24 protein-coding genes are annotated in these 24,671 nt (G+C 68.2%); 9 read left to right on the top strand and 15 right to left on the bottom strand.

The window, feature by feature from the left end; translation table 11 throughout:
• Positions 1–9: 9 nt before the first annotated feature.
• Entirely contained in the window at positions 10–1,074 is a 1,065-nt protein-coding gene (locus IEY28_RS15210) for a type II glyceraldehyde-3-phosphate dehydrogenase (RefSeq protein WP_188999551.1), read from the bottom strand.
• Positions 1,075–1,245: 171 nt separating this feature from the next.
• Between IEY28_RS15210 and IEY28_RS15215 the strand changes: the two genes are divergently transcribed.
• The 4 genes from IEY28_RS15215 (at position 1,246) to IEY28_RS15230 (ending at position 4,487) form a co-directional block, all read left to right on the top strand.
• Positions 1,246–2,202, top strand: a complete 957-nt coding sequence (locus IEY28_RS15215; protein WP_188999554.1) for an aminopeptidase — start codon at positions 1,246–1,248, stop codon at positions 2,200–2,202.
• 206 nt (positions 2,203–2,408) lie between these two features.
• Entirely contained in the window at positions 2,409–3,062 is a 654-nt protein-coding gene (locus IEY28_RS15220; RefSeq protein WP_188999557.1) for an HVO_0476 family zinc finger protein, read from the top strand.
• A 1-nt stretch (position 3,063) separates the two neighbouring features.
• Entirely contained in the window at positions 3,064–3,693 is a 630-nt protein-coding gene (locus tag IEY28_RS15225; RefSeq protein ID WP_188999560.1) for a protein-L-isoaspartate(D-aspartate) O-methyltransferase, read from the top strand.
• 65 nt (positions 3,694–3,758) lie between these two features.
• The gene (locus IEY28_RS15230; protein ID WP_188999566.1) at positions 3,759–4,487 is read left to right on the top strand and encodes a protein-L-isoaspartate O-methyltransferase family protein; all 729 of its coding nucleotides are present in this window, start codon (positions 3,759–3,761) and stop codon (positions 4,485–4,487) included.
• Here the strand turns inward: IEY28_RS15230 and IEY28_RS15235 are convergent.
• Complete coding sequence (locus IEY28_RS15235) at positions 4,484–4,927, bottom strand: carboxypeptidase-like regulatory domain-containing protein (protein WP_188999569.1); 444 nt, start codon at positions 4,925–4,927, stop codon at positions 4,484–4,486. The two genes, IEY28_RS15230 and IEY28_RS15235, sit on opposite strands and share 4 nt — an antisense overlap.
• 75 nt (positions 4,928–5,002) lie before the next feature.
• Between IEY28_RS15235 and IEY28_RS15240 the strand changes: the two genes are divergently transcribed.
• From IEY28_RS15240 to IEY28_RS15250, 3 genes are read left to right on the top strand one after another with little or no spacing between them, the layout of a single operon-like run.
• On the top strand, positions 5,003–6,061 hold the full coding sequence (locus tag IEY28_RS15240) for an ATP-binding protein (RefSeq protein WP_188999572.1): 1,059 nt from the start codon (positions 5,003–5,005) through the stop codon (positions 6,059–6,061).
• Positions 6,062–6,089: 28 nt separating this feature from the next.
• Positions 6,090–6,485 (top strand): CrcB family protein, encoded by a 396-nt coding sequence (locus IEY28_RS15245; RefSeq protein WP_188999576.1) that lies wholly within the window; start codon positions 6,090–6,092, stop codon positions 6,483–6,485.
• Entirely contained in the window at positions 6,482–6,829 is a 348-nt protein-coding gene (locus tag IEY28_RS15250) for a fluoride efflux transporter FluC (RefSeq protein WP_229783159.1), read from the top strand. The genes IEY28_RS15245 and IEY28_RS15250 overlap by 4 nt, the downstream gene beginning before the upstream one ends.
• A 27-nt stretch (positions 6,830–6,856) precedes the next feature.
• Here IEY28_RS15250 and IEY28_RS15255 read toward each other — a convergent pair whose 3' ends face one another.
• Genes IEY28_RS15255 through IEY28_RS15265 form a run of 3 tightly spaced genes read right to left on the bottom strand, consistent with a single transcriptional unit; the run spans position 6,857 to position 9,695 of the window.
• Positions 6,857–7,864 (bottom strand): metal ABC transporter permease, encoded by a 1,008-nt coding sequence (locus tag IEY28_RS15255; RefSeq protein ID WP_188999582.1) that lies wholly within the window; start codon positions 7,862–7,864, stop codon positions 6,857–6,859.
• On the bottom strand, positions 7,864–8,607 hold the full coding sequence (locus tag IEY28_RS15260; RefSeq protein ID WP_166967993.1) for a metal ABC transporter ATP-binding protein: 744 nt from the start codon (positions 8,605–8,607) through the stop codon (positions 7,864–7,866). The genes IEY28_RS15255 and IEY28_RS15260 overlap by 1 nt, the downstream gene beginning before the upstream one ends.
• A complete protein-coding gene (locus IEY28_RS15265; RefSeq protein ID WP_188999585.1) occupies positions 8,604–9,695 on the bottom strand; it encodes a metal ABC transporter substrate-binding protein in 1,092 nt (363 codons plus the stop codon). The genes IEY28_RS15260 and IEY28_RS15265 overlap by 4 nt, the downstream gene beginning before the upstream one ends.
• A gap of 121 nt (positions 9,696–9,816) precedes the next feature.
• Between IEY28_RS15265 and IEY28_RS15270 the strand changes: the two genes are divergently transcribed.
• On the top strand, positions 9,817–10,920 hold the full coding sequence (locus IEY28_RS15270; RefSeq protein ID WP_188999589.1) for an aminotransferase class V-fold PLP-dependent enzyme: 1,104 nt from the start codon (positions 9,817–9,819) through the stop codon (positions 10,918–10,920).
• A gap of 4 nt (positions 10,921–10,924) precedes the next feature.
• On the opposite strand, the gene IEY28_RS15275 is transcribed toward IEY28_RS15270, so the two are convergent.
• Together IEY28_RS15275 and IEY28_RS15280 are read right to left on the bottom strand one after the other, a co-directional pair.
• On the bottom strand, positions 10,925–11,677 hold the full coding sequence (locus IEY28_RS15275; protein WP_188999593.1) for a hypothetical protein: 753 nt from the start codon (positions 11,675–11,677) through the stop codon (positions 10,925–10,927).
• Positions 11,674–12,420: a hypothetical protein gene (locus tag IEY28_RS15280; RefSeq protein ID WP_188999597.1), complete on the bottom strand. Its 747-nt coding sequence runs from the start codon at positions 12,418–12,420 to the stop codon at positions 11,674–11,676. Before IEY28_RS15280 ends, IEY28_RS15275 begins: the two co-directional genes overlap by 4 nt.
• 120 nt (positions 12,421–12,540) lie before the next feature.
• On the opposite strand from IEY28_RS15280, the gene IEY28_RS15285 reads away from it, so the two are divergent.
• Positions 12,541–13,845 (top strand): eIF2B alpha/beta/delta subunit family protein, encoded by a 1,305-nt coding sequence (locus tag IEY28_RS15285; protein WP_188999602.1) that lies wholly within the window; start codon positions 12,541–12,543, stop codon positions 13,843–13,845.
• On the opposite strand, the gene IEY28_RS15290 is transcribed toward IEY28_RS15285, so the two are convergent.
• The 8 genes from IEY28_RS15290 to IEY28_RS15325 all read right to left on the bottom strand — a co-directional run bounded on the left by IEY28_RS15290 (position 13,836) and on the right by IEY28_RS15325 (position 24,557).
• Positions 13,836–14,477: a cyclase family protein gene (locus IEY28_RS15290; RefSeq protein WP_188999604.1), complete on the bottom strand. Its 642-nt coding sequence runs from the start codon at positions 14,475–14,477 to the stop codon at positions 13,836–13,838. The genes IEY28_RS15285 and IEY28_RS15290 overlap by 10 nt on opposite strands.
• Before the next feature lie 209 nt (positions 14,478–14,686).
• Entirely contained in the window at positions 14,687–15,433 is a 747-nt protein-coding gene (locus tag IEY28_RS15295) for an MBL fold metallo-hydrolase (RefSeq protein ID WP_188999609.1), read from the bottom strand.
• Between the two features lie 53 nt (positions 15,434–15,486).
• Positions 15,487–16,530 (bottom strand): phosphate signaling complex PhoU family protein, encoded by a 1,044-nt coding sequence (locus IEY28_RS15300; RefSeq protein ID WP_188999616.1) that lies wholly within the window; start codon positions 16,528–16,530, stop codon positions 15,487–15,489.
• 105 nt (positions 16,531–16,635) lie between these two features.
• Positions 16,636–17,562 (bottom strand): phosphate ABC transporter ATP-binding protein PstB, encoded by a 927-nt coding sequence (pstB, locus tag IEY28_RS15305; RefSeq protein ID WP_188999619.1) that lies wholly within the window; start codon positions 17,560–17,562, stop codon positions 16,636–16,638.
• Complete coding sequence (gene pstA / locus IEY28_RS15310; RefSeq protein ID WP_188999622.1) at positions 17,555–20,206, bottom strand: phosphate ABC transporter permease PstA; 2,652 nt, start codon at positions 20,204–20,206, stop codon at positions 17,555–17,557. Before pstA ends, pstB begins: the two co-directional genes overlap by 8 nt.
• On the bottom strand, positions 20,203–21,324 hold the full coding sequence (gene pstC / locus IEY28_RS15315) for a phosphate ABC transporter permease subunit PstC (protein WP_188999625.1): 1,122 nt from the start codon (positions 21,322–21,324) through the stop codon (positions 20,203–20,205). The genes pstA and pstC overlap by 4 nt, the downstream gene beginning before the upstream one ends.
• A gap of 69 nt (positions 21,325–21,393) precedes the next feature.
• Positions 21,394–22,530, bottom strand: a complete 1,137-nt coding sequence (locus IEY28_RS15320) for a substrate-binding domain-containing protein (protein ID WP_188999628.1) — start codon at positions 22,528–22,530, stop codon at positions 21,394–21,396.
• A gap of 437 nt (positions 22,531–22,967) precedes the next feature.
• Positions 22,968–24,557: a methyl-accepting chemotaxis protein gene (locus IEY28_RS15325; RefSeq protein WP_229783160.1), complete on the bottom strand. Its 1,590-nt coding sequence runs from the start codon at positions 24,555–24,557 to the stop codon at positions 22,968–22,970.
• Positions 24,558–24,671 lie beyond the last annotated feature (114 nt).

A 24,671-nucleotide genomic window follows, 5' to 3' on the forward strand; every position in this document is an offset into this window, starting at 1 on the left:
ACCGGTCGGTCAGTCGTCGGCGGTGCTTCGGGGGGCGTTCCCCTCGTGTTCGACGAGTCCGCGGCCGACGCCGAGTGCGTCGTTGGTCCGGTCGATGCTCTGTCGGGCGCTGGCGGTCCGTTCCGAGAGGGCGCGCACCGCGTCGATGTTCTCCGGGACCACGTCGGCCTCCTGGTGGATAGCCTGGAACAGGTAGAGGTCGTTGTCCTCGACGGTGACCGACTCGGCCCAGATGCAGTTCTCCCAGACGTCGCCGCGCGGGCGGCCGGCGTCGCGAGTGTACTCTTTGAGTTTGCCGGCGCCGTCGATGCCCAGCGTCTCCGGGATGAGAAACAGGCGCGACTCCCGGCCCAGCAGGTCACGGACCGCCTCGGCCGACGGCGTCGACTCCAGCGTGACGTTGACGCTGTGGGTGTGCATCTGTGTGGTCGGCACCTTCATTCCCATCGTATCGATGTCGAGGTCGGGGAACACCGTCTGGACGTCCGGGCCGTGGTGAGAGGGTATCTCGACGGGGTCTGGCAGTGTGTCGTTGATGGGGCCGCGGCTCGTCTGTCCGGGGTCACCACCCCGCCGGACGAGCGTGATTCGTGCCTTCTCGATGCCGTAGGACTCCTCTAGGGGAGCGAAGAGACGTGAGAGTCCCGTGGTGTTACAAGAGACCACGCGGGCGCTGTCGGCGCCGACCGCGTCGTCGTAGTTGGCACGAGCGACGAAACTCACGTCGGCGACGTCGGGGTCCTCCCCGCCCTGGAAGATGGCCGGCGTATCGTGTTCCTCGTAGAGACTGGCGTTCGTCGCGCCGACGCCGCCCGGCGTCGTATCGACGACGACGTCGCTGACCTCGACGAGGTCGTGAACCGTGCCGGCGGTGTCGAGACCGGCGGCGTCGAACGGCACTCTGCCGTCGTCACCGGCGGCATAGAGGTCGTATCCGCGGTCGTGTGCGATAGTTGCCTCGAAGTTCGGGGAGCGTTTGGAGACGCCCGCCACCGTCATGTCCGGCTGGACACGGACCGCGTCAGCGACCCGTTTGCCGATTGTGCCAAAGCCGTTGATGCCCACGTGGAGCATGGACGACCGTTCACGTGGCGAGAGGATATTCTTTGCGGTTAATGATGATAGAAATTAACTCGGATAGTTGTACTATCGCACCCTGTTACCACCACACATGGAGTCGTTTCGACGTTCGTCCACCCCCGGATTTCCACCAAGAGTTAATCCCGGCCGGGCCGAGGCGTCTGTATGGACAACTCCTCCCTTCGCGCCCCGGCGGAGACGGCCGTCAAGCAGTGCATGAACCTCCAGTCCGACGAGTCGTGTGCCGTCGTCACCGACGACGGGTGCAAAGCCATCGGCGAGGCCCTGTATCGGGTCGCCGCCGAGATCACCGACGACACCGTCTTTTTGCGCTACCCACCGGGGAATCAGCACGGCGAGGAACCGCCCGAACCCGTCGCCGGCGCGATGCGGAGTGCCGACGTGGTGTTGGCGCCCACGACCAAGAGCCTGAGCCACACCGAGGCCCGAAGCGAGGCCAACGCCGCCGGCGCCCGCATCGCCACGCTCCCGGGTATCAGCGAGGGCGTGTTCTTGATGGGGTTAGACGCCGACTACGAGGCCATCCGGCAGCACTGCGAGGACGTCCTCGCACAGGTCGCCGACGCCGCCGAGGTTCGGGTCACCTCACCGCAGGGCACGGACATCACCTTCGGCGTCGGCTCTCGTGAGTGGAACCTCGACACGGGCATCGTCCACGAACCCGGCGAGATGTCGAACCTCCCGGCGGGCGAGGTGTTCCTCGCCCCGGAGACGGCCGACGGCACCTTCGTCGTCGACGGGACGATGCGCCCCCACGGCAAACTCGACGGTCGCGAACTCCGCTTCGAGGTCGAGGACGGCTACGTCACGGATATCGACGACCCCGACATCCGTGCGGAGGTCGAGACGGCCGCCGAGGAGGTGGGCCGGGACGCCTACAACCTCGCCGAACTGGGCATCGGCACCAACGTCGCCGTCACGGACCTCGTCGGATCCGTCCTGCTGGACGAGAAGGCAGGGGGAACCGTCCACATCGCCATCGGCGACGACCACGCCATCGGCGGCGACACCCACGCCCCTATCCATCTGGACGGCATCCTGACGGAACCGACCGTGTACGCGGACAGTGAGGTCGTAGACCTCCCACAGTCTGAGCGGTGAAAGCGAGGCGGCGAGCGTAGTGAGTCGCCTCGAATGTGAGCGGCGAGCGTAGCGACCCGTGAACGGAGTGAGCCGCGAGGACGGCGCGGCAGTGAACCTGCCGCGGGGCGAGTGAGCACTCGGGCCGGCGGCCCGTCCGTGCGACGGAGAACCACGACGAGAGCCGTGGCGACGACCATTTAGGCCCGGGCCGTCAAGGCAGGCGTATGACCGAAGCGACACCCGGAGAGCGCGTCGCGCTCCCCTGTCCGGCCTGCTCGCCGGACTTAGAGACCGTCCACGAGGTGCTCAAGCCCGGTGGTCACGTCACCGTCCGCTGTACCGACTGCGACCACGTCCACAAGGAACAGTTGCCCGAGGAGACCACGCTCCAGCGAGACGTCGTCGTCTCCCAAGACGGCGAATCGTTCACCGCACAGGTCGACGTCCCCGAGGACGCCGACCTCGCCGTCGGCGAGGAGTTCTTACTGGAGACCGAGGAAGCCGTCCTGACCGTCCGCATCACGAGTCTGGAAACCGACGAGGGTCGCGAAGAGGAAGCCTCGGTCGAGGCCGTCGAGACCATCTGGTCCCGCGCGGTGGGGAACGTCGCGGTCAACGTCACGATGCACCCGAAAGACGGGCGCCACGACGAGACCGAGAGCTTCAAACTGCAGGTGCCCGGCGACTTCGAGTTCGTCGTCGGCGAGACCGAGACGTTCGGCGACGAGGAGTTCACCGTCGAGGGCATCCACGTCCGCGACGACGCCCACGGCTACGACCACGAGAAGATGGACTTCGACGGCGACAGCGCAGTGGCGAAAGACATCAACCGGTTGTACGTTCGCGACGAGTCCTCGACGGCCTGGTCCGCCTGGTAGGATGCCCGACTGGGAGCGCGCCCGCACCGCGCTGGTCGACCGCCTCCGAGAGGGGCGAATCGACGACGAGCGGGTGCTCTCGGCGATGGAAGCGGTCCCGCGACACCGGTTCGTGCCCGAGGAGTACCGGACCGACGCCTACCGCGACCGGCCACTCCCGATAGGCCGAGACCAGACGATTTCTGCGCCCCACATGGTGGCCATCATGGCGGAACTGCTCGACCTCCAGCGAGGCGACCGCGTCCTCGAAATCGGGACCGGGTGTGGCTACCACGCCGCCGTCACCGCCGAACTCGTCGGTTCGGCCGACGTCTACACCGTCGAGTACCACGACGAACTGGCCGAGCGAGCGCAGGCGACGCTCGGAGCGACGGGGTACGGCGACGTCTCAGTCCGCGCGGGCGACGGGAAACGGGGCTGGCCCGACCACGCGCCCTACGACCGCGCGTACCTGACGTGTGCGGCCTCGGCGTTCCCGAGCGCCGTCGTCGAACAGGTCCGCCCCGGTGGGTTGTTGCTCGCACCGCTCGGTGGCCGGCGCCGACAGACGCTGGTCCGTGTCCGCCGGCGCCCCGACGGGTCGCTGGCCCGCGAGACACACGGTGCCGTGCGGTTCGTCCGGTTGCAGTAAGCCGACGGTACCGCGGCGGACTCGCGGGGCGCGTCATTCATATAGTTCCGGCCGGAATCTCGGATATGGACCCTGCGGTACTGCGCGGCGACATGGTCGACAGCCTGCAACACGACAGCAAGGGTGTCGTCCAGAGCGCGTGGCTGTCGGCAGCGATGCGTGCGGTCCCGCGCGAGGCGTTCGTCGGCGAGCAACAGGCCTACTCCGACCGACCGTTCGAGCGACTCGGGACCCGCGTGCTCTCGCCGAGTACCGTGGCTCGACTGCTCGAAGCACTGGCCCCCGAAGAAGACGACGACGTCCTCGTCGTCGGCGCCGGCATCGGCTACACCGCCGCCGTCCTCGCCGAACGGGTCGGCGCCGCCAACGTACAGGCCATCGACATCACCCGGCGGCTCGTCATCGACGCCCGGCAGAACCTCGCGAAGGCGGGCTACGAGGAGGTCCTCGTCGACCGGCGGGACGGTGCCGACGGCCTCCCCGAGTACGCCCCCTACGACCGGATTCTGCTGGAAGCCGCCGCTATCGAACCGCCGCGTGCCCTGCTGGCACAACTGGCCGACGACGGCCGGATGGTGATGCCACTGGGTGCCAGCCAGCAGACGCTGGCCACCGTCGACGCCGACGGCGAGACGCAGCGTCTCGGCAGCGTCGCGTTCCGGCCGATGCTCGTCGAGGGCGAGCAGGCCGACACCGTCGAGCGCAACCGGACCCGCCGCGAGGACCAGGAACACGCCCGACGGAACGCCCAGTCCCGCACCGGATGGGAACAGGACTGGATAGACTGGGACTAACTGCCGACCACGAGCAGGTCCGTGTTCGACCGACTGTCCTGATAGCTGCTGCTCGCGGGCGGTTTCACGTCGAACACCACGGTTCCCTCCTGCTGGTTCGCCCCCAGCGACGGCGACAGGGAGAGGGTGGCGTTGCCCGCCGCCCCCGTCTCGGCCGTCGCCACGCTATCGAGCGTCGCCGTCCCGCTCTTGGCGACGACGGTGGCCCCGGAGACGGGCGCACCCTCCGGGTCGACGACGGTGACGGTCACCTCGCGCTCTCCGGGCGTCGTCACCTCCGGGTGAGGTTGCACGTCGACTTCCGTGACCTGCAACGTCTCGATGCCCGAGATAGTGCTCATCATCACGCTCAGGCAGGCGACGCCGACGACAAGCGCGATGACCAGTCGAATCGGCAGTCCTTCGATGGCCCGTTCGTCTCGCCACAGAGATTCGCTCATGAGGTGGCGTGGTCCCGGCTCCACACTTGAACCCTCGGACAGAGGTTCAAATGGGAGCGGGCGGCCAGCGACGGCATGGTCGTCATCGGACGCGAGCGAGAACAGGGCCCGACGGCGCGTCTCGGACACTACCGGGCGCGGGACGGGAGTCACGGTGCACCCGTCGACGTGGACCTAGACCGGCCACACGCCGGTCTGATCGTCGGCAAGCGGGGGTCGGGGAAGACGTACACGCTGGGCGTCTTGCTGGAAGAACTGGCCGACACCGACGGCGTCTCGCCAGTCGTCGCGGACCCGATGGGCGCGTTCGCACCGCTCTCCGCGGCCGATATCGATGCGACGGTGGTCGACCCCCGAGTCAGGGCAACCGCGCTGGACCCGTCGCTGTGGTGTGCGCTGCTCGGTCTCGACCCCGAGAGCGGGGCCGGCGCGCTGGTCTGGCAGGCGGCGGCCCGTCGCGACACGTTGACGGAGATGTCGGCGTGGGTCGAAGACAGCGACGCCGATGGGGCCACGCGGCGGGCCGCGAGCAACCACCTCGCGCTCGCCGCCTCGTGGGACGTCTTCGACTCGGCGGGCCTGTCGTCCGAGCGCCTCTGTGGCGGGAGCGTGACGGTACTCGACCTCTCGGGCGTCGACCATGCGCCGGCGAACGCCGTCCTCGCGGCCGTCGCCAGTACGCTGTACGACACCCGAGTCGCGGGAGAGACGCGGCATCTCCCGTGGCTGCTCGTCGACGAGGCCCACGCCTTCACCGACGGCGTCGCGGGCCGGGCGCTCGAACGCCTGCTGACGCGAGGGCGCCACCCCGGCGTCAGTTGCTGGCTGGCGACACAGCGCCCGAGCGCCCTGCCGCCCGTCGCCGTCTCACAGGCCGACCTCCTGCTGGCGCACCGACTGACGAGCGAGGCCGACGTGGCCGCACTGACCGACGCGCGACCGACCTACCTCGACGGCGGTATCGAGCGGCGACTCCCGGCGGAGACGGGGGCGGCGCTGGTCGTCGACGACGTGACCGAGTCGGTCCACCACGTGCAGGTGCGCGAACGGCGGACGTCCCACGGCGGCGAGAGCCCGCGTGTCTCCGAGCGGGTGAGAGCGGGCCACGGAACCACCAGTCCACATCACAACTGACGAGTAGGGCCGTCGCGAGGGGCCGGTAATGACCGGACCCCACGCCCTCTCGCGGGCAGAACCGCTCCTGCTGGTCGCGCTGGGGGGGTTCGTCGGAGCGGTCATGCGCCACGCTATCTCGGTAGCGGCCCCGGGACTGGGGGCCGTCGGCGGTGCCGTCGTCGGCACCCTCCTCGTCAACGTCGTCGGCAGTTTCGCGCTCGGGGTGTTGCTGTACGAGGCCCACCTCGCGGACGCCCTCTCGGCGGAGACGCGTCTGGTCGTCGGCACCGGCTTTCTCTCCTCGTTTACGACCTACAGCACGTTCGCCGTCCAGACGAGCGGACTGCCACCGACGTTGGCCGTCGGGAACGTCGCGGCCAACTACGCGCTGGCCTTCCTCGGCGTCGTCCTCGGCCGTCTCGTCGCGAGGTGGGTGTCGTGAACCCACTGTTACTCGTCGGTCTGGGCGGGATGGCCGGTGCGCTGGGCCGGCACCTCGTCGGGACGCGCCTCGAACGGAACCGGGCGGACACGTTGACCGTCAACGTACTGGGGAGCGTCCTGCTGGGTGCCCTCGTGGCCGCCCCGGTCGGGGAGTCGGTCACACTGGCAGTCGGCACCGGCTTCTGCGGGGCGTTCACGACGTTCTCCTCGTTCGCCTTCGAGACGGTGCGACTGGCCGAACTGGGACACCCGCGCGAGGCGGCGCTGTACGCCGGTGGGACGCTGGCGGTGGCGCTCGTCGGCGTCGCGTTGGGCGGGGCCGTCGCGACGGCGCTTGCCTGAGGGCCCGTCGAGGAGAGGCAAAGCGAGTCAGTCAGCGGTCGAGTCGGTGTCGTCGGCGGATATTCGGTCGACGTCTGCTGCGGTGGTGTCCCCGAGGCGAGTCCGGAGTTTGCCCGCGAGGACGGTGACGACGTATATCGCGACCGCGACGAGGACGATGACGCCGCCGGCCGTCGCTTCGCCGTAGTAGGCGACGCCGATGCCGAGGACGACGGCGAGTTCGGCGAGGACGACGGACGTGAGCAGCGACGAGCGGAAACTGCGGGAGACCTGTGCCGCGCTTGCGACCGGCACGACGAGCATCGCGGCGACGAGGATGACGCCCATTATCTGCATCGCGCCCACGACGACGAGCGCGGTCAGCATCACCATCAGCCGGTTGTACCACCCGACCGAGAGGCCCGAGACGGCGGCGGCCGTCTCGTCGAAGGTGACGTAGAGCAGTTGGTTGCGCGTGACCGCGATAGTGGCGACGACGATACCGAACAGGACGAGCAGTATCGCGGCGTTCTCGGCGGATACCGTCGAGAGGTTGCCGAACAGATACTGGTTGATGCCGACGGCGAGGCCGCCCGCGTTGAGGCTGATGAGGACCGTCCCGAGCGCGAATCCGGTCGAGAGCACGATAGCCATCGAGACGTCGTTGTACGCGTCGGTCGCTTCGGAGATGAGTTCGATGAGCAACGCCGCCAGCATCGCGACGACGACGGCGGTGAGATACGGCGACACGCCGAGGTCGATGACCGCGTTGAGAAACAGGCCGACGGCGACGCCGGCAAAGGCCGTGTGTGCCAGCGCGTCGCCGATGAGCGCGAGTTGCCGGTGGACGAGGAAGGTCCCGATGAGCGGTGCCATCACCCCGATACAGAGACCGACGAGGACGGCGCGGTGCATGAACTGGTACTGGAACAGTTCGAGGCCGGTCACGCTCCCCAGCCACGACATGAACACCGACCAGAGGCTGAGCAGCCAGTACAGCGGCCAGAGGACGGCGTCGGTCGGAGTCGACTGAAAGAGGACCGCGAGGGCGTCCATCAGGCGTCACCCCCGACCGGCATCGCGGTCCCGAAGGCCCGGGCCAGCGCGTCGCTCTCGACGAACTCGTCGGTCGGGCCGTCGAAGTATATCTCGCGGTTGAGACAGACGACGCGGGCGGCGTGTTCCGTGACGGCCCGGAGGTCGTGTTCGATGAGCAGGACGGTGATACCGTCGGCGTGCAGCGATTCGAGGAGGCCGTAGAAGGCGTCGACCGACTCGGCGTCGACGCCGACGGTCGGTTCGTCCAGCACGAGGAGGTCGGCGTCGCTGGCGAGCGCACGGGCGATGAACGCGCGCTGGCGCTGGCCGCCCGACAGTTGCGTGACGCGTCGGTCCGCGAAGTCGTACATGCCGACGGTGTCGAGCGCCTGATCGACGATTCGGTGGTCTGCTGCCGAGAGACGGCCGAATCCGACGTGCGGGTATCGGCCCATCCGCACGACTTCCCGAACAGTGATTGGCATCTCCTTCGAGGCGCTTGCGTGCTGGGCGACGTAACCGATGCGAGCGCCGTCGTCGAACGCGTGGGCCGGTTCACCGAACAGGCGAGCGGTCCCCGAATCGGGGCGCAGGAGGCCGAGCATGAGTTGCATGAGCGTCGACTTCCCGGAGCCGTTGGGACCGACGACGGCGACGTACTCGCCGGGGCCGACACGCAGCGAGATGTCCTCGACGACGCGCGCGCTGGTGTAGCCAAACCCCACGTCCGCGAGTTCGACGACGGGGTCGGCGTCGCTCATTCGAAGTTCCTCCACTCGTCGGCCCAACCGTCGTCGCCAGCCTCCGCGGGCGGCGTGTTCCCGAGGACCACCTCGAAGGTGGGCATGTTGATGTTGTACGCTATCTCCTCGTACCCCCAGTCGTTCTCGACCCACGCCTCGCGGACGCCCGCGTACGGCGTCACCGGGAAGTACGCCTCGACCTGCGTCTCTGCGAGCAACTGTTTCGCGGGCTTTCGGGACTCGAAGACGCCGTTGGCGATGTACCTGATGTCGTTGTCGGCGATGACCTGCTTGGCCTCCGTGATGTCGGACGGTTTCACGTCGCCGCTGGCGGCGAGGTTCGTCACGAGCGGGCGCATTCGGACGCCGTAGGCGACGCCGATGTACTGGAAGGCGTTGTGGGCCGCGAGTTGGACGACGTCGCGGTCGGCCGCCTCGAAGATGGCGCGGTAGTCCGCGTCGATGCGCTGGAGGACCTCGGATTTGTACTGCTCGGCGTTGCTCCGCAACGTCTCGGCGTGGTCGGGAGCCAGTTCGACGAGCCCCGCGGTGATGTTGTCGACCGACTGGGCGGCCCGCTCGGGGTCCAGCCAGAAGTGGGGGTCCTTGCCCCGCTGTGCGCCGACGCCCTCCTCCTCACGGTCGAGCGTCGCCGCGAGGTCGACCAGTTCGATACCCTCGCGGACGTTGATGAGATGCGTATCGGCGTCGTCGTCTTCGAGCGTCTGGATGGCCCGGTCGGCCCACGGCTGGAAGTCTTCGCCGACGTGGATGAACGCGTCCGCGTCGACGATGTCCTTCGTGACGCTCGCGTTCGGTTCCCAGCCGTGGCCGTGGAGCCCCGTCGGAATGAGGTTCTCGACCGTAATCGGGGTGTCCGTCGCGACCGTCCGTGCGAAGTCGTAGAAACTGAAGAAGGAAGCGACTGCGACGGGTCCGTCCCCCGTGTCGGCCTGTCCCGCGCCGCTCTCGGCACCGCCAGACCGACCCGTGCTGTCGCCGATACAGCCGGCGAGCCCCGTCGCGAGGAGGCTACCGCCGGCCGCGAGGGCCTTCCGTCTGGACACTCGTCGACTATGGCTGCGCTGACCGTCGTGGTTCGACATGAAAGAGGAGAGTGGTGGCAAACTAAATAACAGTTTTGTTCTAATCTAATTTTTAGAGTCGTCTAATACTCCGGGGTGTTCCCGGCACAGCGCTCAAGACGCCGGCGTGCTTCCACCGCGTATGGACCCTGCAGCACTTCGTGCATCGATACCCGCGCTGGACCGGTGTACCTACTTCAACACCGGTGCGAGCGGCCCGAGTCCTCGGACCGTCGTCGGGGCGGCGACGGATTTTCTGGAACGCCACGCCTTCGAAGCGCCCGCCGGCGACGGGCCGTACGCCGTCGCGTGGGACGCCATCGCCGCCGCCCGGGAGGTCGCCGCCGGCCATCTGGGCGCGCGTCCCGCGGACGTGGCGTTCACCCGGAGCACCGCCGACGGCGTCAACCTCGTCGCGGGGGCCATCGACTGGCAACCCGGCGACGTGGTGGTCCGCACCGACCTCGAACACCCCGCCGGGACCCTGCCGTGGGACCGACTGGCAGACAGCCACGACATCGAGGTGCGAGTGCTGGAGACCGAACGGGGACGCCTCGATACGGGCGACCTGACGGAGGCCATAGACGACGCCCGACTCGTCGTGCTAAGCTCGCTGACGTGGACTCACGGCACCCGCTTGCCGGTCGGCGAGGTGGTCGACGTCGCCCACGACGCCGGGGCACAGGTGCTCGTCGACGCCGTCCAGTCGGTCGGCCAGCACCCGGTCGACGTGACAGAGTGGGGCGCGGACTTCGTGGTGGCGGCGGGCCACAAGTGGCTGCTGGGAATCTGGGGCGCGGGGATGTTGTACGTCGACCCGGCGGCCCACGACCGACTCCGCCAGACCCGCATCGGCTATCGGAGCGTCGAAGACTCGGCTGCCGAGACGTACACCTACCACGAGGGCGCGCGCCGGTTCGAGGTCGGGACCACCTCGCCGGCCCCCTACGTCGCCCTCGCAGCGGCCATCGAGACGATGGAGTCAGTGGGCATCGATACCGTCCAGCGCCGGGTCGAACGGCTGACCGACCGCCTGAAGGACGGCCTCGGCGACCGACTGCTGAGTCCCGAGGAGTACGAGTCCGGTCTCGTCACGTTCGCCGCCGAGGACCCCGAAGCGACCGCCGAGCGACTCGCTCGGGAGGGAATCGTCGTCCGGCACCTCCCCTACCCCGAGGCGGTCCGAGCGTCGGTCCACGCGTTCAACACCGAGGGCGACGTGGACGAACTGCTCGACGCGCTGTAGTCGGTCAGCGCCGACCGTGTTCGACGGTCAGTCTGCCGAGGTTGCGGACCCGGACCACCGGCGTCACGGCGGTGTGCAGTTCCGCGGTGCCGGTCTCGACGGCCGGGGGAACGTCCGCGAGGGCCGCCGGGTCGCCCGTGTCGGCTGCGAGTCCCGACGCCCCGTCGGCCTCGCGGACGGTCCGACGCTCGACGGTCACCGTGCGTTCCGGGCGTTCGAGCGTCAGCGTCTCCCCCGGCGGGACGCGGTAGCGGTCGGACCCCAGCGTGACGCGGGCCGCCTCGCCGACCCGGGTGACCGACGGGACGCGGACGTCGAGCGGCGCGGCCAGTCGGACCGCGTAGGCGGCCCGGTAGTCGGGTGCCAATCGCCTCGGGAGTCGCCGAACCGTCTCGTCCCGGGCGGTGAGCGTCGTCGCGAGGCGGTCGCCCGACGCAGCCACGCCGACGGCGTCCCGCACGACGAAGGCCGCGTCGTCGAGCAGCGACCGGTCGGCCGCCGTCAGCGGTCCGTACGGGTCGGAGACGAGCAGTCCGTCGTCGGTCGCGACTCGATAGGGCGGCGCGCCGTCGACGTGCAGTGTTCGGAGACGGACGTCTTCGGGCGCGTCGACGGCGAACTCGGCGGCGACTTCGACCACCCGCGTCGTGGTCCCCGCAGACGCCGTCCCGACGACGCCGAGGAGCGAACTCCCGCCGAGGACGCCGCCGGTCCGGACGACGTCGCGCCGCGTCACGCTGACCGGGTCGTCGCTCATCCCTCGCCTCCGAAGACGGCTTCGGCCGTGCGTTTGACAGCCATCTTCGTGCAGTCGGTGTAGTTCGGGTTGTACCCGCGAAAGTGCAGGCGGCCGTTGCCACAGGGCCCGTGGGCGGCGTGGCTGTCGTGGTAGGTCACCGCCATCGGCGACACCTCGCCGGAGGGGTAGACCACGCCCGTGTCGTGTTCGTGCATGTGGCTGCCGTTCTCGACGAGCACGCTCGTCTCCGCGAGGTGGCGGTAGCTGACGAGCGCATGCCCGAGTTCCTGCTTGGTGAACGCCTCGACGCGGGCGGCGTCCTCGGAGGCCGTCCCCACGACCATCCGGCAGTTCGTACTGAAGGCGAGTTCGTCGAGTTCGTCGGCGCTGAACCCGCCGCCACCGTCGAAGCCACCGGCGACGCCGTAGTGCAGGCCGCGAGCGCCACACAGCTCCGGGTGTCGCTCCGTGTACGCCTCGAAGGCGTCGACGAACGCGGCCTTCGTGGCGTCGTCGTACTCGGCCCCGCCGTCGTCGGCGACGAACGGCTCCGATTCCGCCAGCGTGAACGCCGCGTAGCCGCCCAGCGCGCCGTACTCGACGAACTGGTCGAGGCCGTCGACGACCGCCTCGGCCACCGGCCCGTCGTCCACCCACTCGTCGTAGACGGCGTCGTCGGCGGGGTAGAGGAACACGGCGGCGCGGGGGCGGCGACCGAACTCGCCGGCCAGCAGGTCGAAGTTCGGGGTCGTGTCTGCCACGTCGGCACAGACGGACCGCCAAATGATATAGATTCGCCGTCACTTCTGTCGACAGCGAGTCGAAGCCGTCGACCTGTGACGGCCTCCGGTTTGATTGGGACCGGGAGCCAACGGGAACGCATGGACGAACGGGCAGTCGTCACCGCGTTCCTCCGCAACGACGGCGAGGTGTTGCTCCTCCGCCGGAGCGACGCCGTCGGGTCGTATCAGGGTCGCTGGGGCGGCGTCGCCGGACACGTCGCGGACGCGAGCGGTGAGCAGCGCGACCCCGAGACGGCCGCGCGGGCCGAGATAGCCGAGGAGACCGGCCTCGCCGACGCCGTGAGGCTCGTCACCAGCGGCGACCCGTTTCCGGTCGAGGACGCCGACCGCGACACCCGGTGGGTCGTCCACCCGTTCCTGTTCGACTGTGACTCGCGGGCGGTCGAGACGAACGAGGAGACGACCGAGACGGCGTGGGTCCACCCGCCCGAGATACTGCGCCGCGAGACGGTCCCGCGCCTCTGGACCGCTTACGACCGGGTGCGGCCCCGCGTGGCGACGGTTCGGGACGACCGGACCCGCGGGTCGGCGTGGCTCTCGGTGCGCGCCCTCGAAGCCCTGCGGGACGAGGCCGCACTGGCCACAGAGGGCCGAACGGACGAACTCGAATCGGCCGACCGCGACGGGGACGACTGGACGGCACTGGCATCGCTCGCACGAGGACTCCGGGACGCCCGCCCCTCGATGGCCGTCCTCGCGAACCGCGTGAACCGCGTCATGCTGGCCGCGAGCGACGAACGGACGCCCGAGGCCGTCGAGACGGCCACACGCCGGGCGATCGGACAGGCTGTCGACGCCGACCGGGAGGCCGCCGAACTGGCCGCCCGGGCGCTCCCGGACCGGGTGGCGACGCTCTCGCGGTCGGGCACCGTCGAGACGGCGATTCGTATGGCGGACCCCGAGGCCGTACTCGTCGCGGAGTCCCGGCCGGGCGGCGAGGGCGTCGGCGTCGCCGAGTCACTGGCCGATGCGACGGCGGTGACGCTGACGACCGACGCGGCGCTGGCCTTCGAACTCGACGACTGGGACGCCGACGCCGTCCTCGTCGGTGCCGACCGAGTACTCCCCGACGGCCGCGTCGTCAACAAGGCCGGGACCCGCGGGGCGGCGCTGGCGGCGACGGAGGCGGGAGCGGAGTGTCTGATCGTCGCGTCGAGCGACAAAGTCGCGGCGACGGCCGACTACGACCTCGAACATCGCGACGCCGCCGAGGTGTACGACGGCGACGCGGACCTAGCGGTGGTGAACCCGACCTTCGACGTGACGCCGGCGGACGCGGTGACGGCCGTCGTGACCGAACAGGGCCGACTGAACACCGCCGAAGTCGAGGCTGTGGCCGCCGCCCACCGAGAGTGGGCCACGTGGGACGACGCTCAGTCGTAGCGGGCGACCGCTCGGACGGGCGCGCCGTCGCCGCCGGCGAGTTGCAGCGGCATCGCGAGCAGTTCGAACCGGTCGGGGAGGCCCGCGAGGTTCGCGAGGTTCTCCACGACGAGGCAGTCGTTCCCCAGCAGTTCGTGGTGGGCCTGAAACCCCTCGGGTTCGTCGGCGGCCGCCGCGTCGGTGGGCGTCGGGTCGACGTTCAGGGCGTCGATTGCCACGTCGTAGCCGTGTTCGACGCAGTGACGGGCGGCGTCGGGGGTGAGGAACGGATGTTCGAAGTACCGGGGGTCCCCCCAGTGGGCGTCCCACCCCGTCCGGAGGACCACGACGTCGGCCTCGACCGCCGGGAGGTCCGCCGGGCGGATTCGGCCACGGGGGTCGCGGTCGCGCAGGTCCACGAGGACGGCGTCCCACGCAAACCGCGAGACGGCGAAGTCGTCGACGGTCCGGCCGTCGGCTTCCGTGTGACTCGGCGCGTCGACGTGCGTGCCGGTGTGACTGCCGCAGTCCACGCTGGAGACGCGGTAACCGTCGGCCTCGACGGTGGCGTGGGGCGAGACGGACACCGGCGGGTCACCGGGGAACACGGGCATCCCCGATCGAATCGGCTGTGAGAGGTCGGCGTAGGGCATAGCACCGATGCGTGGGCCGGGAAGAAACGTCTGGCGCTGGTTCGGCCGGACCGTTTCGCTTCGAGGACCGCTTCCTTCGCTCGCGGTTCACGTCGGTCACCGCTGCGCTTCTCCGAGGCGCTTCACTTCGTCCAGCCCCTCGCTGTTGCTCTCCGGCTCACTTCGTTCGCCGTTTCGCTTCGAGGTTCTTCGTTTCACTCAGAACCTCGCTACTGTTCGTCTAGGACGACGGGGACGCCGGCCTCGGCCACGTCGGCGGCGAACTCACGGGCGTCGGCTTCGAGGTTCGAGAAGGTGTTGTAGTGGACCGGCATGACGAGACGCGGTTCGATAGTCGCGGCGAGGGCGGCCGCCTCGTGGCGGTCCATCGTCGCTCGCGGGCCGATAGGGGGACAGAACAGCGAGGTGTCGAGCGTGCGGTGGCCCGGCAGGACGTCGCTGTCACCGGGGTAGTAGACGCGCGTGCCGTCGACGCTGACCATGAACCCACAGCCGAACCCTTCGGGGTGGTACGGCGACCCGTCGGGGAGGGTGTGCGGGCCGTCGGGTTCGTTGTGTGCGGGCGTCGTCCATATCGGGACGTCGTCGACGGTCACCTGTGCTTTCGCGTCGACCTGCCGGACCTCGTAGGGTAAGTCGACGATGGGCGGCAGGTCCCGTTCGACGTCTCGGCCGTCGATACCTTCGAAGGCGACGATGGTCGTGTCCTCGCCGGCGACGCGCTCGATGCCGTCCGGGTCGTAGTGGTGGACGTGCGTGACACAGACGATGTCGGCGTCCCCAGGGCGGTAGTCGGTGCTCGGTGGGTGACCGACGCCGTCCTCGTACGGCTCCCACTCCCCGGTCAGAACGCCGTAGCGTCCCGGGTCCGTGTAGACGACGGTGTCGTCGCCAGCGATACGGATAGTGGCGTACCCGAGCCAGTCGACGGTCACCCCCTCGTGGTGTACGGTCATCGGGTGATGTACGCACCGCAACGGGGATAAACCGGCGGTTTCGGTCGACGGACTCACTCCGCCAGTTGCCCTTCGACCGTCGCGTCGCCGACGTGCTCGCTCAGTTCACCGTCGCGGATGGCGGTCCGGAGGGCGAGTTCGGCCACGTTCCCGCCGTGTTCGGCGGTCCGACCGATGCTGTCGAGGACGTGGGTCAGTCGGTACGCGGCGTCCGTCGACTCGAAGAGGCGACGGTCGAGCGCCTCGATGTCCGACCTGAGGGCGTCACGGGCGTGCAGGGCCTCGCGAGCGGCGTCGACGCCCGCGTCGCCGACGATGGCGTGGACCGCGTCCTCGACGATGTCGCGGGCCGTCGCCGCGAGGTCGGTAATCTCCTCGGCCGTCGCGTCGTCTATGCGGCCGTCCAGTTCCTCGGCCGTCCGCGCGATACGCTCGGCGTGGTCGCCGACCCGTTCGAGTTCCCGGGCGGTGACCCAGCAGACGAACAGTTCAGAGCGGGTCAGGCCGAGCGCGTCCATCTCGTCGAAGCGGGCCAGTCCGCGCTCGAAGTAGCGGTCGACCATGGCGTACAGGCGGTCGGCCTGGTCGTCCCTGTCAGCGGGACTGTCCACCGCCGTCGGGCCGGTCAGGGCGGCCGTCGCGTCGCGGTGCATCGACAGCACCACGAACTGGAGTTGGCGGACCGACTGCGTGATGGACACCTCGTCGGCGTCCAGTAGCGTCCGGACCGTCATCGTCGTCGCCGTCGACTCGGTGACGGTGACGCCAGTCAGCGTCCGGGTGACGCGCTCGACGGCGCGCCGTTGCTCGTCACTGAACTCGTCGGGCGCGTCGAACTCGAGTACTTCGACGCCCGCGGCGTAGGCCGCACGGAGGGCGCGTTCGATACACGTGGAGTCGGCGTGCGGGACCGTCAGGGTGAGGCGGCCCGTCGTCTCCCGGTCGCGTTCCTGTGGCTGGATGACGAGGACCCCGTCGATGTGCGTGTGGAGGTCGACGATAGACCCCGTCTCGATGCCGGCCACTTCGGCCCACTCCTTGGGGAGCGAGACGGTGTAGGTGCCGCCGCCGACCTGCTGTATCTTGCGTGTTTCCATCGGTCGCGTGTGTCGTGATAGTCACACCCACGCGACGGGACGACGCCCTGCGTGGGGAACGATACGGTCGTGGTCGGTGCGCCGGACGACGGCGCGCCGGCGCAGTTACCCGAACTTCCCGGTGATGTAGTCCTCGACGCGCTGGCTCTCGGGGTTCTCGAATATCTTGTCCGTGTCGTCGTACTCGACGAGTTCCCCGCCGGTGAGGAAGACGGCCGTCTGGTCGGAGATACGGGCCGCCTGCTGCATGTTGTGCGTGACGATGACGACGGTGTACTCTTCCGAGAGTTCCTCGACGAGGTCCTCTATCTTCGAGGTGGCGATCGGGTCCAGCGCCGAGGCCGGTTCGTCCATCAGGATGACCTCGGGGTCGACGGCGAGACAGCGAGCGATGCAGAGTCGCTGTTGCTGGCCGCCAGACAGACCGAGGGCGTTGTCGTCGAGTCGGTCGTTGACCTCGTCCCACAGCGCCGCCTGTTTCAGCGAGCGCTCGACGAGTTCGTCCTCCTCGGCGGTGTCGTCGCGGCCGAACAGGCGCGCCAGTAGTCCCTTCTCGATGTCGCCGTGCTTGCGCGGGCCATAGGAGATGTTCTCCCGGATGGATTTGGGGAAGGGGTTGGGTGACTGAAACACCATGCCGATGCGCTTGCGCAGTTCGACGAGGTTGGCGTTCGGGTCGTAGATCTCCGTTCCGTCGAGTTCGACCGAGCCGTCGATTCGGGCGGCCTTGATGCGGTCGTTCATCCGATTGAGACACCGCAGGTACGTCGACTTCCCACAGCCAGATGGGCCGATGAGCGCCGTCACGGAGTTCTCCGGGATGGCCATCGAGACGTCCTTCAGTGCGTGGTCGTCGCCGTACCAGACGTTCAGATCTTCGACCGAGAGCTTCGGGTCGCCCGCGAAGTCGTAGTCGGTCCACGCTTCGCGGACCCGCTCTTCGGTCTCGCCGGCCGTCGTGGTCGACGTCGGCTGCGTGTCTGTACCCTCTGTCGTCTGCTTCGTCTCGCTGTCGTTAAGCGCGTTACTCATGGGTTAGTTTCCTCCGGAAGTAGGTCCGCGCCGTGATACCCACGGCGTAGAAGGTCAGTACGACCAGCAACAGGACGAACGCCGACGCCCACCCCATCGACGGGGAGCCGCTGACACCGGCGGCGATGACCGCCCACACCTGCGTCGGCAACGAGGCCGACGCCGAGAGGAGCGCGTCGTTGGCGACGAACGGCGGTTGCGCGGTGAAGCGGAAGCCGTCCAGCACCTGTGCCGACTCCGTGGCGTTCAGCGTGGATCCTAACACGAGGATGAGCGGAGCCGTCTCGCCAGCGATACGGCCGACGCCGAGGATGACGCCGGTGATGACGCCGGGCATCGCGGCCGGCAGGACGACGCTCTTGATCGTCTCCCACTGGGAGACGCCCAGCGCCGCACTCGCGTCCCGATACTCGTCGGGGACCGACTTGACCGCCTCGCGGCTGGTGATCAGCACCAGCGGCAGGAGCATGAACCCGAGGACGAGCATCCCCGCGAGCAGAGACTCGTCGCCGCCCAGTCGGGGGATGAGGAAGGCAGCCCCGAACAGACCGAACACGATGCTCGGGGTCGACCACAGGGCGTTGGTCGCGATCTCGACCAGCGCGGTGAAGCGGCCCTGCTCGGCGTACTCGGTGAGGAAGACGGCCGCACCGACACCCAGCGGCACCGCAAAGAGCGTCGCGCCGGTGACCAACCACACCGTGCCGACGACGGCGGGCAAGATGCCGCCGGGTTCGGTCCCCAGCGGGATGTACGTCTGCATCGTCATCGGCCACGAGAGCGTCCCGGCGTTGGCGACGCTGACACCGAGTACGGTGAAGGACACCTTCGTCACGGCGACGTGAAGCCCCAGCAGGGTCAGAAAGCCGGCGACGCCGGTCAGGCCGAGGGCTATCTCCTCGCCCAGCAAGCGTCGCTGGAGCGTCTCCCCGGACTGGCGTTTCGCGTACGCGACCAGCGCCGTGGCGGCACTCGCAGCCACGGCGCCGGCCAGCGCGACGCCCGGGACGACGTTGACCGGACCGACGCTGGGCGTGACCGTCGCCGTCGCCTGCAGGAAGAGGGCCGACGTCAGCAGGGCGAGGCTGCCGAACACCCCGAGCGTGAACAGCGTCGCGCGATCCTGTGCGCGGTCGGCCAGCGTCCCCTCGCCGGCGAGGACGCCGGCCAGCGGAAGGGCCGCGAGTACGACGGCGGCGACGGCGGCCAGCACGACCACGGCGACGCCGAGCGTCCCACCCAGCGGGAGGCCGAGCGGTCGCGGGCCGACGAGGAGGAACAGACCGGTCAGCGCGACCGTTCCCGCGACGGCCAGCGGGAGGGTCTGTCGAATCGTCTCGGCCCACCCGACGCGACTGCCGACGTTCCGCAGCGAGCCGTACGTCCGGAAGAAGTAGACGGACAGCAACAGCGCCGGGGCGACGAGCAGGAGCGACCCGACCGTCGGTTCCGGCGTCACCGCGATTGCGGTGTCGAGCGACTGTTGGGCCCGGTTGACCTGTACCGAGTAGGTGAACGGGTAGGCCAGTCGGTCGCCGGTGACGAGTACGGACAGGAGGACGGCGGCGACCGAGCCCACGGCGGCGAGCGGCAGGAGTCGGAACAGTTGGCGCGCGCCGGTGTGCCAGTCGTCCGTCCCCGCGGGCGTCCGTGCGGCGTTCACCACGACCACGAGCAGCGGCGCGAGCAGGACGAGCGCCGAGAGCGCCCCGATGGTGAACCCGTGGAGCGCGTAGCCGACGCCTTTCACCGTCACGAACACGACGATGGTCGCCATGACGGCGACCATCAGGAACACGTTCAGATTGATGACGAGGAAGGCACCGAACTCGCGCCCGCGGGCGCCAAAGCCGGCCCGACACTTCGCGGCCGACCACGACGAGAGAATCGCCCCGACGAGGACGAAAATCGGGATGACCGCGCCACCGGTGAACCCGCCGGAGAGCGACTGGGGGTTCCACTGCCAGCCGACGCCGACGACGGCCGTCGCGATAGTGAGGCCGAGCGTCCCGACGACGAGCGCCGCGGGAATCGTCGACCCGACGTCCTCGCGCGGGAGGACCGTCAGGGCCGAGAGGACCAGTCCGGCACCCAGCGCGACGGCGACCCACGCCGGCGAGTCGAAGCCGACGAGCGAACCGCCGATAGCGGCCCCGAGAGTCAGCCCGAGAGCGCCGAAGACGACGCCAGCGAGCAAGCCGGCGCTCGTGTTCGGGCTGGTGTCGACCGTCTCGACGCGCGAGGCCACGCCAGCGACGGCGACGGCGACGGCCTCGACGACGAGCGTGAGGCCCAGCAGCGTCGCCAGCGTCACCGGGACCGCGTAGGCCAGCACCGTCAGACCGAGCGTGCTGACGACCAGTCCGAGCGCGATGCCGCGGACCCGCTGGGACTCGACCGGCGTGACGTTGGCCCACGAGGAGACGCCGACGATGCCGACGCCGCCGACGACGACGGCAAGAATCAGCCCGAGCGACTCGCCCAGCGCCGCGCCGCTGGCGCTCAGCGGGACGGCGTCGACGAGCGTGACCATCCCGAGCGCGAACGTCAGGACGCTGAGGCCGATGGCGGCGTCGAGGCCCCGGTCGTAGACGTTCGACTCCGCGTTGACCAGCGTCGTCTCGGTAGCGTATCCCTCGCTCATGCTTCACCCCGGAGTTTCTCGCGCATCTGGCGCTCGATGTACTGGGAGACGACGCTCATGCCCGCGACGATGACGAACAGCATCACGCCCGCGACGAACAGCACGTCGACCGTACTCTCCGAGGCGCTCCCGTAGTTGACCGCGATGAGACTCGTCAGCGTCGCGCTCGCGTCGAAGACGTCGAACAGCGGGTTCGCGAGGCCGACGCCGGCGGCCATGATGGCCGCGACAGCCATCGTCTCGCCGATGGCCCGGCCCAGTCCGAGGATGACCCCGGCGGAGATACCCGAGAACGCGGCGGGGATGGAGATGCTCTTCATCGTCTGCCAGCGGGTCGCGCCCATCGCGATGGAGCCGTCACCCATCGCGTCGGGGACGCTGGAGAGGGCGTCCTCGCCGACGGAGACGACCGTCGGGAGCGCCATCACGCCGACGACCACGCCCGCGATGAGGAAGCTCGCGCCGTCGTCGAGGAACGACTGCTGGACGAAGCCGTTCAGCACCTGGAAGCCGATGAAGCCGTAGACGATAGAGGGAATCCCGGCCAGCACCTCGACGCCGGGTTTGATTATCTCGCGCAGTCCGTCGCTGGCCACCTCGGCGATGAACAGCGCGCCGAACAGACCCAGCGGTCCGGCGATGGCGCCCGCGATGAGCGTGACCATCACCGTCCCCCAGATGGCGGGAATCAGCGAATAGGCCCCGCCGGCGGGGTTCCAGTAGCTCGTGCTGGTCGGCAGGACGGCGTCGAGCCAGAAGAACCAGCGAACCTCCCCGCCCTGAATCGGGACGAGCAAGAGCCCCAGCCCGTGTTCGACGAACGCCGGGAAGGCGCTGGCAAAGAGGAAGATAGTGATGAAGGTGACAGTCAACACCGTCAGCACGGTGGCGATTAGCGTCAGCAATCGTGCTATCTCGGCTTGGTACGTGACCCACCCCAGTGCGGTCACGAAGATGAACGCGCCGACCATCGGGACGGCGATGGCCGGACGAAAGAGGAACACCAGAATCGTCGCCGCGAGCGTCGCCGCCGACGCGCCGACTGCCAGCAGTGACCCCTCTGTCGCGTCCCCGCCGAGGATCGTCTCTCGTGTGTTCGTACGTACGTCGTCTATCATATCGTTGTATCAAAAACCGGTGCGGTCGGCGTCCTGTCTCCCCGGCAGCCGTGTCCGCGCCGTGGCTGCTTACGCCTGGCTGGGGAGCTTGTTCCGCTGTTCCTTCTGGCGGCGCTTGCCGAGCGCGAAGTAGTTGTTCGGCTTGACGAACAGGTCCTGCCCGAAGTCGGAGAGGACCATGTTGATGACCGCGGCCTCCTTCTTGGAGGTGCCCTCCCACGTGTAGCAGTGTAGGTCACGCGAGAGCGGGTAGGCCTTGGAGTCGAGTCCGTTCTGGTCGTCCTGATAGCTGTAGGTCGTGCCTTCCCATTCGAGTGCGATGGGGGCGAGGCCGTCCGTGTTGATGAACGCCAGCGCGAGGTAGCTGATGGCGTTGTCGGCCTGTGCGATGGCCTGTGCGAGGCGCTGGTTCTGGCCGTAGCGGTTGGCGACCTGCGTGTCCTCTTCGGGGTTGTCGAAGACGTTCGAGACGAAGGAGGTGCGGGTCCCCGAGCCCTTGACGCGGCCCAGTACCTGAATCTCCTTGTTCGGGCCACCGAGTTCGCTCCAGTTGGTGATTTCGCCCTTGTAGAGGTCCTTCAGCTGGTCGCCGGTGATCTTCTCGATGCCGGCGTCGGCGATCTCCTGGGAGACCACGAGCGGCTGGCCGTCGACGCCCACGACGTGGTCGACGAAGCTGTCGTAGGAGTCCCGGTCCGGGAGTTCGTCCTCGACGTTCCCAGAGGAGTTCCCGATGTCGTGCTGGCCGTTCATGACCTTCTCGACGCCGGTCCCGGAGTGGGAGAGACCGACCGTGAACTGGAACGGCGGGCCGTCGTCGCCGCCGGCCTCGAAGCCGTAGAGGCCGCCCCAGTAGTCGGCGAGGTTCTTGTCCGTATCTATGTCGTACTCGCCGTGGGGCCAGTACTCGGAGTCGCTGGCCGGGCGGTTGGCGTTCCAGTAGGACGCCGCGGTGTTCATGATAGGGTACACCGTCGAGGAGCCACCGGACTCCAGTGCGGAGACGTCACCCGACTCGTTCCCGCTGTCGGTGCTCTCGGTGTTCTCCATGCTCTCCGTGGACTCCCCGTCGGAGCTACTACCGTCGGAGCTACCGCCGTCGCCGCTCGAACAACCGGCGATGGCTGCCGCACCCGTTACCCCTGTGGCCGCGATGAACTTACGCCGCGAAACGCGGTCAGACAGCATCTCTGAGTCCTGCGTCATCACCTGAAACAGGCCGAAGGAGTATTAAACCCGTTTATAATAGGGGTATTTTCGGCTACGATGGATCTAGTCGTCTATAAAAGAACAATACCGGTACGGCTAGCTATTGAGCCGAACGTATCGCTCATATCTCGCTCGATATCACCCGCGGACAGATTCTCAGTCAGAATCAGCGGGGACGTCGACGGTAGTGACGGCATGCGGTCCTCACTGAGATCCGGTCTACGACTCACGCAGGGAGCCACCGCTCGTTATACTGGTAGCTGTAAGTTCGTAAAGATATTCGCCACTCCGGGGTGGCGAATTACTTCAGTTTGTTACAGCCACCAGTATTACTCGGTGGCCCCGACGAACGGTAGGTGGCGGGAACGGGCGGACTCGCCGCCGTCGGCGGGCGCGTTCGCCGACCCGCTGGGTGCTCATACGGTGTCAGACGGCTATTCGTGGCGGCCACCGTCGCGCATAACCGTGTTCGTACTCGATTCGGCGGCGACGGCCGCGCCGCCGACTTCGAACCGGTCGAGCAGCGTCTGGAGGCGCTCGGCCTGGTCGGTGAGCGACTCGACGTTCGAACCGACCTGCGTCATCGACGACGCCTGTTCCTCGGCCGCCGCGGAGACGTCTTCGGCCTCGGCGGCCGTCGTCTCGCTGATGCCTGCCACCTCCTCGACCATCACCACCGCTTCTTCGGCGCTTGCGGCTTGGTCGTCGGTCGCGTCGCTTATCTCCTGAACGCCGCTGTCGGTCTTCTCGGTGGTCGCCGCCACCTTCGTGAACGCGTCGACGACGTCTCGAACGGCGTCGACTTCGTCGCGCATCTTCTGTTCGGCCGTCCGCCCCTCCTCGACCGTTCGCTCGGTCTGTTTCTGTACGTCCGCGATGAGCTGTTCGATCTCGTTTGCGGACGTCTGGGTTTCCTGAGCCAGTTCTTTGACTTCGTTTGCGACGACCGCGAATCCGTCGCCGTCCCCGTCACCACCGTTCTGTCCGGCGCGGGCGGCTTCGATGTTGGCGTTGAGCGCCAGCATGTTCGTCTGATCGGCGATGTCGCTGATGAGATCAGCGATCTCACCGATCTGGACCATCTGTTCGTCGAGGGCTTCGATGTTGTCGACGGTCGTGTTGATCGAGTCCTGTACGTCCCGAGCGTCTTCGATCGCCTGCTGGGCGGTCGTCTCCCCGTCGTCCGCGATAGTGGCCATCTCGTGCGATGTCTCGGCGACGGTTTGTGCGGAGGCGGCGACTTCCTCGACTGTCGCCGACAGGTCGTTCATCTCGCCCACCACCTCGTCGAGCATCTCACGCTGTTCGGCCGTTCCGCTCGATATCTCCTGAATCGAGTCGCTCACGTCTTCGCTCGCCTGCTTGACCTCGCGGACCCCGGCGTTTGCTTGCCCGCTCGCGTCGGCGACCTCCTGAGCGAACCCCTGAATCTCCTGTATCGTCGACTCGACGTGCGCCAGCATCTCGTTGAACGCGCTGGCGATCTGAATCATCGCCTCGTTCTCGCTATCGGCGTCTAAGCGGACGCTGAGGTCGCCGTCGGCGGCCCGTGACATGCGTTCGCTGTACGCGTTGGCTTTGGCTTCGAGGTGGTCGACGAGCGCCGCCGATTGCTCGCGCTCCCGTTCGGCTTCCTCGCGTGCTCGTTCGGCCGTGCGTTGTGCTTCTCGGGACTCCTCGATCGTTTCGCCGAGCGACGCCGCCGTGTCGACGAGGGCCGTGTACGTCTCACCGACCTCGTCGATTCGGTCGGTTTCGAACGAGATGTCGAACTCACCGTCGTCGACCCGTCGAATGTTCGCGTTGATGGCTCGTAGCGTGCGGTACATCTCACAGTAGCCCAGAAACCCGGTGATGGCGACGATCAGCGAGATGAATCCGGCCGCCAGCAACACGTCGTCGAACAGTAGCACGGCGAGGGCCGGTCCGATAGCGATCGACATGGCGGCCAGCCAGAAGATCCGAGCACCGAAACTCCGCCGGAGGACGTCCGGAAGCCGCTGTTCGATCCAGATCGGAACCACACCCACGTACACGAGGATACGGCCGAAAATACCTATGTTCGCTGTTTTCGCACCCATACCCCCAACCACTATGACACACAGATATCAAGTTCGCGGGCCAGTATTCAGAACTGA

The organism is Haloarcula pellucida (genome assembly GCF_014647235.1).
In the GTDB taxonomy this organism is placed as follows: Archaea; Halobacteriota; Halobacteria; order Halobacteriales; family Haloarculaceae; genus Haloarcula; species Haloarcula pellucida.

Coding starts and splice junctions, on each gene's coding strand:
- IEY28_RS15210 (WP_188999551.1), bottom strand. CDS start 1,074: ATGCTCCACGTGGGCATCAACGGCTTTGGCACAATCGGCAAACGGGTC.
- IEY28_RS15215 (WP_188999554.1), top strand. CDS start 1,246: ATGGACAACTCCTCCCTTCGCGCCCCGGCGGAGACGGCCGTCAAGCAG.
- IEY28_RS15220 (WP_188999557.1), top strand. CDS start 2,409: ATGACCGAAGCGACACCCGGAGAGCGCGTCGCGCTCCCCTGTCCGGCC.
- IEY28_RS15225 (WP_188999560.1), top strand. CDS start 3,064: ATGCCCGACTGGGAGCGCGCCCGCACCGCGCTGGTCGACCGCCTCCGA.
- IEY28_RS15230 (WP_188999566.1), top strand. CDS start 3,759: ATGGACCCTGCGGTACTGCGCGGCGACATGGTCGACAGCCTGCAACAC.
- IEY28_RS15235 (WP_188999569.1), bottom strand. CDS start 4,927: ATGAGCGAATCTCTGTGGCGAGACGAACGGGCCATCGAAGGACTGCCG.
- IEY28_RS15240 (WP_188999572.1), top strand. CDS start 5,003: ATGGTCGTCATCGGACGCGAGCGAGAACAGGGCCCGACGGCGCGTCTC.
- IEY28_RS15245 (WP_188999576.1), top strand. CDS start 6,090: ATGACCGGACCCCACGCCCTCTCGCGGGCAGAACCGCTCCTGCTGGTC.
- IEY28_RS15255 (WP_188999582.1), bottom strand. CDS start 7,864: ATGGACGCCCTCGCGGTCCTCTTTCAGTCGACTCCGACCGACGCCGTC.
- IEY28_RS15260 (WP_166967993.1), bottom strand. CDS start 8,607: ATGAGCGACGCCGACCCCGTCGTCGAACTCGCGGACGTGGGGTTTGGC.
- IEY28_RS15265 (WP_188999585.1), bottom strand. CDS start 9,695: ATGTCGAACCACGACGGTCAGCGCAGCCATAGTCGACGAGTGTCCAGA.
- IEY28_RS15270 (WP_188999589.1), top strand. CDS start 9,817: ATGGACCCTGCAGCACTTCGTGCATCGATACCCGCGCTGGACCGGTGT.
- IEY28_RS15275 (WP_188999593.1), bottom strand. CDS start 11,677: ATGAGCGACGACCCGGTCAGCGTGACGCGGCGCGACGTCGTCCGGACC.
- IEY28_RS15285 (WP_188999602.1), top strand. CDS start 12,541: ATGGACGAACGGGCAGTCGTCACCGCGTTCCTCCGCAACGACGGCGAG.
- IEY28_RS15290 (WP_188999604.1), bottom strand. CDS start 14,477: ATGCCCTACGCCGACCTCTCACAGCCGATTCGATCGGGGATGCCCGTG.
- IEY28_RS15295 (WP_188999609.1), bottom strand. CDS start 15,433: ATGACCGTACACCACGAGGGGGTGACCGTCGACTGGCTCGGGTACGCC.
- IEY28_RS15300 (WP_188999616.1), bottom strand. CDS start 16,530: ATGGAAACACGCAAGATACAGCAGGTCGGCGGCGGCACCTACACCGTC.
- pstB (WP_188999619.1), bottom strand. CDS start 17,562: ATGAGTAACGCGCTTAACGACAGCGAGACGAAGCAGACGACAGAGGGT.
- pstA (WP_188999622.1), bottom strand. CDS start 20,206: ATGAGCGAGGGATACGCTACCGAGACGACGCTGGTCAACGCGGAGTCG.
- pstC (WP_188999625.1), bottom strand. CDS start 21,324: ATGATAGACGACGTACGTACGAACACACGAGAGACGATCCTCGGCGGG.
- IEY28_RS15320 (WP_188999628.1), bottom strand. CDS start 22,530: ATGACGCAGGACTCAGAGATGCTGTCTGACCGCGTTTCGCGGCGTAAG.